The following is a 6548-nucleotide window of genomic DNA, read 5'->3' as shown; positions in this document are numbered from 1 at the left end:
CTTGAAAGCCAGCTCAAATCCAGCGGCGCACGCGTTTGGCGTAGTCGCGGTATTTCTTGCCGAATTTTGCCGCCAGCACCTTTTCCTCGCCTTCGATCGCCACCTTCTGCGTGGCATAGGCGGCGATGAACGCCAGCGGCAGGAACCACACGATGCCCGAGACAAAGGCGACGCCGATCAACAGCAGCGTGTTGGCCAGATACATCGGATTGCGGGTGACGCCGAAGGGACCCGTGGTGACCAGGTGATCGGGTACAGCGTTGGGGTTGAGCGTGGTCTTGGCCCGGATCATGGTGCGGATCGCGGTGAACCAGAGTGCGGCGACGGCAAACAGCGCCACCCAGCCGGCCGCGAACAGGATATCGCCCAGCAGGTCGCCGATCCAGGGCAGGGGATAGAGCAGGCCCAGTGCGATGCTGACGGCGATGGCGGCGATGTAGATCAGCGGCGGCCACGGTATGAGCCCCGGCTTCGGCTGGTTCTCGGTCATTCGGCCCCTCCCTCCATCAACTTGCTGTCGGTCTTGGCGGTGCACATGCCGGCGAGATCGGACAAATGCGCTTTCCACTCCGCAGTCTGATCGTTGTTGTAGAGCCTATCAAGCGTGGACTCGCCCTCGAGCGTATCGAGCATGCAGACACAGTAGCTCGTACAGAACTCGGTGTCGCGCGACTGCTCGCAGGACAGCTGACAGGTTTTGAGGAAATTCACCTGCGGGGTTTCGACCTGCGCCGGCATGATCTGCGAGAACAGCCAGACGCAGCCGATCAGCAGCGGCTGGTGGATCAAATAGAAAGCCAGGCTGTGCCGGCCGATGAAGACCAGCGGGTTGGCCAAGCGACCGGGCGCCAGATTGGCAAGCCTGGCAAGCAGGCCGGCACCTGCGGCGAGTCTCGTCACCGCGATGCCCGCAAGTACGGCGCCGAACCACGGAAACAGCGGAACGTAGTCGTTGGAGCGCGGATTGGTCGCCGACAGGCCGACCCACCACAGCCATGGGTGATCGAAGGCCTCGAAGCGCAGATAGACGGGGGCGGCGATAACGAGCGCGGCGACGACAAGCGTCAGCAGCGCCGGCAGGCGCAGGAAGGCGAGACCGAGCAGGCTGGCCAGCGCGATCTCGTGCAAGATGCCGAAGAAGATGAAGCCGTCCGGAGTGGCTATGCGGGTGACGACCGAAATCGCGATCGCGGCTCCGGCGACCATGGCGAACCGCTTCCAGAAGCCGTTCCAGCGGATTTGTCGACCGTGGGCGAGATACAGGCTGACGCCGACCAGGAACAGGAAGGTCGAGGCGATGCAGCGCGCGTAAATCTTCCACCAGCCGAAGGCGGTCAGGCCGGGATCGGTGTAGCCGAAGAACTCCAGATCCCAGGTGAAATGGTAGCTTGCCATGGCGATCAGCGCGATGCCGCGCACGATGTCGATGGCGACGATGCGCTTTGGTCGATCCTGAATGGGCGCGGTCGGCGTTTGGATGCTCATGGTCTCGCATTCTGATTCAGCCCCGCTGGAGGACTATCACGGTTGCCCAGGACAAAAGAAGACCGGCAACCCTGCCGATAACGCCGGATCAGCCGCGGCATTGGGCCAGTGCCGGAAAGCCTTTGGCCGGCTTCGCTTTTGCCGGATGCACGTCGGTTTCCTCTTATTGGCGCTGAGGTCGCCACGGCAGATTTGACCCGGTGAATCTGCTTCGGGGAAAGCAATGTCCACCCATGTGCGCCATCCGATCTGGCTACCGGCCCTCAAGGCCGCGGACGCGCGCACCTTCGCTTCGCTCTATGCGGTCGAATCCTTCGCCCGCGCCACGGTGTCGAGCGTCATCCCGATCCAGGCTTACGAGATCCTGCACAACGAGCAGATCGTCTCGATCCTCTACACCGTCGTGGCGATGCTCGGCCTGTCGGTGACATTGTTCATGCCGATGCTGATCCGCCGTTTCGCCCGGCGCTGGGTCTACACGGCGGGCGCCTGCCTGCTGGCCATTGGCTCGCTGTTCTTCGTCACCGACACGCTTGCCGGGCAACTGGCCGGCATGCTGTGCCGGGTGATGGGCGCCAGCGCGCTGTCGATCACGCTCAACCTCTACATCATGGACCACATCCGCAAGACCGACTTCATGCAGGCCGAATCGCTGCGCATGGCGTGGTCGATGCTGGCCTGGACCGGTGGGCCGACGCTCGGCATCTTCCTCTACACGCGCTTCGGCGTCTATGCCGCGCATGGCGCGGTGGCCGTGTTCGCGTTAGCGCTGCTGGCATTGTTCTGGACCTACCGGCTCGGCGACAACCCGTCGATCCGTCCCGGCAAGACGCGACCAGCCAATCCGCTCGCCAATATCGGCCGCTTCATCGCCCAGCCCAGGCTCAGGCTGGCCTGGCTGATCGCGTTTGGGCGCTCCTGTTTCTGGACGACGTTCTTCGTCTATGGGCCGCTGTTCATGGTCATTACGGGTGAGGGCAAGCTGGCCGGCGGCCTGCTGGTTTCGGCCGGCAACGCGCTTTTGTTCATGGCGATTTTCTGGGGCAAGGCGGGAAAGCGCTTTGGCGGCCGCAGGACCATGACATTTGCCTATTTCGCCATGTCGGTCGCGCTTCTGGCGGCGGGCTTCGTCGGCGAAACCGTGCCGCTGCTCACCGGCGCCTTCTTGCTCTGCGGCGCCTTCTTCACCATTGCGCTCGATGCGCTCGGCTCGACCGCCTTCATGCGCTCGGTGCGCTCCTATGAAAGATCGCAGATGGCGGCGGTCTATCGCACCTATCTCGACTTTTCCGAGCTGACGCCGCCGCTGGTCTATTCGGTGGTGCTGGCCTTCTTCGGCCTGGGCTCGGTGTTCGTCACGCTTGGCCTGCTGGCGGCGGTCTGCGGCTTCGTGACGTGGCGCTATCTGCCGAAATCGCTTTGACCTTCATGGCGCATTCGCAACGGTCGCCGGCGGAATTTGGTTTGCCGGACGCGAGGATTCTGCCTATAGTCGCCGGTGTCGCCGGTTCCATTTTGGAGCCAAGAGGGAATGCGGTAAGGGCGGATTTCGCCCAATGCCGTGGCTGCCCCCGCAACTGTGTGCGGTAGTCCTCTCCATATGCCACTGAAGATTTTTCTTCGGGAAGGTGGGGAAGGACGCTGATCCGTGAGCCAGGAGACCTGCCGGCGACAGGAAACTGACTTCGATGCCCTCGGGTGGAGGGCGAAAGGACAAGACATGACTACCGCTTCCGTCTCCCTCGGCGCTTCCGTCTCCTCGCAGTCGCGCTTCATGCAGCTCGCGCTTGCCGCGCTGCTCGGCATTTTCGTGATGGGCTTTGTCGGCTTCTCGCATATCGATGCGGTCCACAATGCGGCTCACGACTATCGCCATTCGATGGCATTTCCCTGCCACTGACGAGGGGCTGACATCATGAACCTGTTTCGCAACGTCGTGTTCATCGCGGCGATCGCAGGGCTCGTGGCCGGCGTCGTTCTTGCCTGCATGCAGGCCTATGCGACCGTGCCGCTGATCCTGAAGGCGGAAGTCTACGAACAGGCGGGCGGCGGGCATCACCATGACCATGCCGCTCCGGCAGCAGCGAATAGCAATGCCATGAGCGCAGCCGCTCCGGCCCCTGCCGAAGCGACTGCTGCGGCGGAAGACGAGGGCTGGGCGCCGGCAGACGGTTTCGAGCGTTTCGCCTTCAGCGTGCTTGCCAACATCGTCACCGGCATCGGCTTCGGGTTGATCCTGGTCGCGGTTTCCGAATTCGCCGGCGGTATCGGTGGTTGGCGCCAGGGCGTGTTCTGGGGCTTGGCCGGCTTTGCCGTGTTCACGCTGGCGCCGGGCCTCGGCCTGCCGCCGGAACTGCCGGCCATGCCGGCCGCCGATCTCACCCAGCGCCAGATCTGGTGGTGGGCAACGGTGGCGGCAACCGCTGCCGGTCTCGGCCTGATCGCGTTCCGCAAGTCGCTGCCGCTGGCGATCCTTGCCGTCCTTTTGATCGTCGCACCGCATGTTGTCGGGGCACCGCAGCCCGACAGTTACGAGACGGCGATTCCGGAAGGGCTGCATCACCAGTTCGTGGTGGCGGTGACCGTGACCAATCTGGTGTTCTGGCTGGTGCTCGGCGCGGTTGTCGGCGTGGTGCGCGGCCGCTTCACCGGCACCGCGACCAGCCTGCGCGACAGCTTTGCCTGATCGCAAGACACTGACCTTCCTCATCGGCGGTGCGCGCTCCGGCAAGAGCGCGCACGCCGAAATTTTGGCGACCGCCTTGCCGCCGCCCTGGACCTATATCGCCACGGCGCAAGCCTATGATGACGAGATGCGTGAGCGCATCGCGTTGCACCGGTCGCGGCGCGGCGAAGGCTGGACGACCATCGACGCACCGCTCGATCTCGCCGGCGCGCTTGCCGCCTTGCCGGACGATCGGCCGGTGCTTGTCGACTGCCTGACGCTGTGGCTGACCAACCATATGCTGGCCGAACACGATCTGGACCTTGAATGCCGGCGATTGGCGGAGGTGCTGTCGCGGCCGCGCGGACCCTGGTTCTTGGTGTCCAATGAAGTCGGCCAAGGCATCGTGCCGGACAATGCACTGGCGCGCCGCTTTCGCGATGCCGCCGGCCGGCTCAACCAGCAGGTCGCGGCGATTGCCGATACGGTGCTGCTGATGGTGGCGGGGCTGCCGCTCAAGGTGAAATGATATGACCGATATCGACAATAAGGACGAAGAGCGCCACCGCGCCAAGATGGCCAAGCGCAAGGCGGTGCAGGATGCCGAGGTGGCGAGCAAGACGGTCGAGAAGGGATTGCTCATCGTCAACACCGGCCCGGGCAAAGGCAAGACCACGGCCGCCTTCGGGCTGGCGCTGCGGATGCTCGGCTACGGCAAGCGCGTCGGTGTCGTCCAGTTCATCAAGGGCAAGTGGCACACCGGCGAGAAGGACGCCTTCGCCGCCTTCGGCGACCGTGTCGTGTGGCACGCGATGGGCGAGGGGTTCACCTGGGAAACCCAGGATCTGAAGCGCGACATCGCTGCCGCCGAAGCCGCCTGGGCCAAGGTGCTCGAACTGATGGCCGATCCGTCGATCAGCCTGCTGGTGCTCGACGAATTGAACATTGCGCTGCGCTACGACTATCTTGATCTCGACAGAGTGGTTGGCGCGCTAAAAGCGCGGCGCGAGGGCCTGCATGTCGTTGTCACCGGCCGCAACGCCAAGCCGGCGCTGGTCGAGGCCGCAGACCTCGTCACCGAAATGAGCGTGACCAAGCATCATTTTTCCGCCGGCGTGAAAGCGCAGCAGGGGATTGAGTTCTGAGTGTTCCTCAACCTCCCCAGACGGGGGAGGGTGAGGTTAGGTCACAACGATGACAACGACCGAAACCAACCCGAACAGAGCGATCAGCAGATAGTCGGCGACGCGATAGAGTTTCAGCGCCTGCCTGATGTCGAGGCTGTCGGCTTCACGCCGCCCACCTTCGCCCATGAAGACGTCGTCGACCAGCACGCCGCCATAGAAGCGCGGGCCGGCGAGCGCCAGGCCGAGCGCACCGGCCATCGCCGCTTCCGGCCAGCCGGCATTGGGCGAGCGGTGTTTTTTCGCGTCGCGCCGCACCGCATGCCAGGCTTTTTTCGCATCAGCGCCTTTGACGAAGAACGCCGCCAGCACGATCAGAAGCGCCGTCAGCCGCGACGCCGGCAGGTTGATCCAGTCGTCGAAGCGCGCCGCCGCCCAGCCGAACGCCTCGTGGCGCGGGGTGCGGTGGCCGATCATCGAATCGGCGGTGTTGGCGGCCTTGTAGGCGGCGCCGCCGGCCAGGCCGCCGACGCCGGTCCAGAAGGCAGGGGCGACGATGCCGTCGGAAAAGTTCTCGGCCAGGCTCTCGATCGCCGCGCGGCAGACACCGGCCCTGTCGAGCGTTTCAGGGTCGCGACCGACGATCCGCGAAACGGCAAGGCGGGCCAAAGCAAGGCCGCCGGTGTCGAGGGCGTCAGCAACCGCCTCGACATGCTCATAGAGGCTCTTCTGCGACAGCAGCGACGTTGCCAGAAGGGCCGTGATGACCAGGCCCATGGGAACGAACCAGAACAGGATCTGTACGCTGAGGCCGATCACCGCCGGCACCAGCACGATGACCAGCAGCGCCTGGACACCGCGCTTGCGACGCAGCGCGTCGGGATCAGTGGCGCGGTTGAGCCTGCGGTCGAGAAAGGATATCAGCCTGCCGAACCACGTCACCGGATGGCCGATGGCGCGAAACAGCCAGTCGGGGTAACCGAGGGCGAATTCGACGACCAATGACAGGAAAGCGATCAGGACTGACATGAAGCTTCTTAATGGGGCGGTTGTGGACCATGGTGGAAGTCTTGGCCGCGCGAGGGTGCTTTTCCCCAACGCCCTGCTGCCTTTCGTCGACCTCTCGACCGGTATCAATCCGCACTCCTACCCGCTTTTCGACCTGCCCGCCACCTCGCTGTCGCGGTTGCCGGAAGCCGCGCGCACACGCGACCTGACAGAGATCGCGGCCAGTACTTACGGCGCGCCGTCGCCAGCCAACGTCGTGGCGGCGC

Annotated in this window: 8 protein-coding genes, 1 pseudogene and 1 riboswitch; of the genes and pseudogenes, 6 read left to right on the top strand and 3 right to left on the bottom strand. The window is 64.3% G+C overall.

All coding sequences use genetic code 11. The features are described 5' to 3' along the window. Positions 1–13: 13 nt before the first annotated feature. Positions 14–490, bottom strand: a complete 477-nt coding sequence (locus EN914_RS19390) for an isoprenylcysteine carboxylmethyltransferase family protein (protein WP_024501351.1) — start codon at positions 488–490, stop codon at positions 14–16. Further along, entirely contained in the window at positions 487–1485 is a 999-nt protein-coding gene (locus EN914_RS19385; RefSeq protein ID WP_024501350.1) for a heparan-alpha-glucosaminide N-acetyltransferase, read from the bottom strand. Before EN914_RS19385 ends, EN914_RS19390 begins: the two co-directional genes overlap by 4 nt. A gap of 223 nt (positions 1486–1708) precedes the next feature. On the opposite strand from EN914_RS19385, the gene EN914_RS19380 reads away from it, so the two are divergent. The 5 genes from EN914_RS19380 to cobO all read left to right on the top strand — a co-directional run bounded on the left by EN914_RS19380 (position 1709) and on the right by cobO (position 5295). Further along, positions 1709–2908, top strand: a complete 1200-nt coding sequence (locus EN914_RS19380; RefSeq protein WP_013531116.1) for an MFS transporter — start codon at positions 1709–1711, stop codon at positions 2906–2908. A 65-nt stretch (positions 2909–2973) separates the two neighbouring features. Then, positions 2974–3170, top strand: a riboswitch (cobalamin riboswitch). Positions 3171–3205: 35 nt separating this feature from the next. Then, positions 3206–3385 carry a CbtB domain-containing protein gene (locus tag EN914_RS19375; RefSeq protein ID WP_013531117.1) on the top strand — a complete coding sequence of 60 codons (180 nt, stop codon included), beginning with the start codon at positions 3206–3208 and terminating at the stop codon, positions 3383–3385. Between the two features lie 15 nt (positions 3386–3400). Further along, the gene (locus EN914_RS19370; protein ID WP_024501349.1) at positions 3401–4171 is read left to right on the top strand and encodes a CbtA family protein; all 771 of its coding nucleotides are present in this window, start codon (positions 3401–3403) and stop codon (positions 4169–4171) included. After that, complete coding sequence (gene cobU, locus EN914_RS19365; RefSeq protein WP_024501348.1) at positions 4164–4679, top strand: bifunctional adenosylcobinamide kinase/adenosylcobinamide-phosphate guanylyltransferase; 516 nt, start codon at positions 4164–4166, stop codon at positions 4677–4679. Before EN914_RS19370 ends, cobU begins: the two co-directional genes overlap by 8 nt. 1 nt (position 4680) lies before the next feature. After that, positions 4681–5295: a cob(I)yrinic acid a,c-diamide adenosyltransferase gene (cobO, locus tag EN914_RS19360; RefSeq protein ID WP_013531120.1), complete on the top strand. Its 615-nt coding sequence runs from the start codon at positions 4681–4683 to the stop codon at positions 5293–5295. Positions 5296–5331: 36 nt separating this feature from the next. On the opposite strand, the gene cbiB is transcribed toward cobO, so the two are convergent. After that, positions 5332–6303 (bottom strand): adenosylcobinamide-phosphate synthase CbiB, encoded by a 972-nt coding sequence (cbiB, locus tag EN914_RS19355; RefSeq protein ID WP_024501347.1) that lies wholly within the window; start codon positions 6301–6303, stop codon positions 5332–5334. Between cbiB and EN914_RS19350 the strand changes: the two are divergent. Continuing rightward, a pseudogene (locus EN914_RS19350) lies at positions 6302–6548 on the top strand (threonine-phosphate decarboxylase); the annotation flags it as partial. The gene cbiB and the pseudogene EN914_RS19350 sit on opposite strands and share 2 nt — an antisense overlap.

Origin of the sequence: Mesorhizobium sp. M7A.F.Ca.CA.001.08.2.1, from assembly GCF_003998455.1 — a bacterium.
GTDB classification, from domain to species: Bacteria; Pseudomonadota; Alphaproteobacteria; order Rhizobiales; family Rhizobiaceae; genus Mesorhizobium; species Mesorhizobium ciceri.
The sequence above is the reverse complement of the archived record's forward strand: the minus strand, read 5'-3'. Positions and strand labels throughout refer to the sequence as shown.

Bases quoted from the DNA above. Each gene is read 5' to 3' on its own strand.
- EN914_RS19370 (WP_024501349.1), top strand. From the start codon at position 3,401: ATGAACCTGTTTCGCAACGTCGTGTTCATCGCGGCGATCGCAGGGCTC.
- cbiB (WP_024501347.1), bottom strand. From the start codon at position 6,303: ATGTCAGTCCTGATCGCTTTCCTGTCATTGGTCGTCGAATTCGCCCTC.
- cobO (WP_013531120.1), top strand. From the start codon at position 4,681: ATGACCGATATCGACAATAAGGACGAAGAGCGCCACCGCGCCAAGATG.
- EN914_RS19390 (WP_024501351.1), bottom strand. From the start codon at position 490: ATGACCGAGAACCAGCCGAAGCCGGGGCTCATACCGTGGCCGCCGCTG.
- EN914_RS19380 (WP_013531116.1), top strand. From the start codon at position 1,709: ATGTCCACCCATGTGCGCCATCCGATCTGGCTACCGGCCCTCAAGGCC.
- EN914_RS19375 (WP_013531117.1), top strand. From the start codon at position 3,206: ATGACTACCGCTTCCGTCTCCCTCGGCGCTTCCGTCTCCTCGCAGTCG.
- EN914_RS19385 (WP_024501350.1), bottom strand. From the start codon at position 1,485: ATGAGCATCCAAACGCCGACCGCGCCCATTCAGGATCGACCAAAGCGC.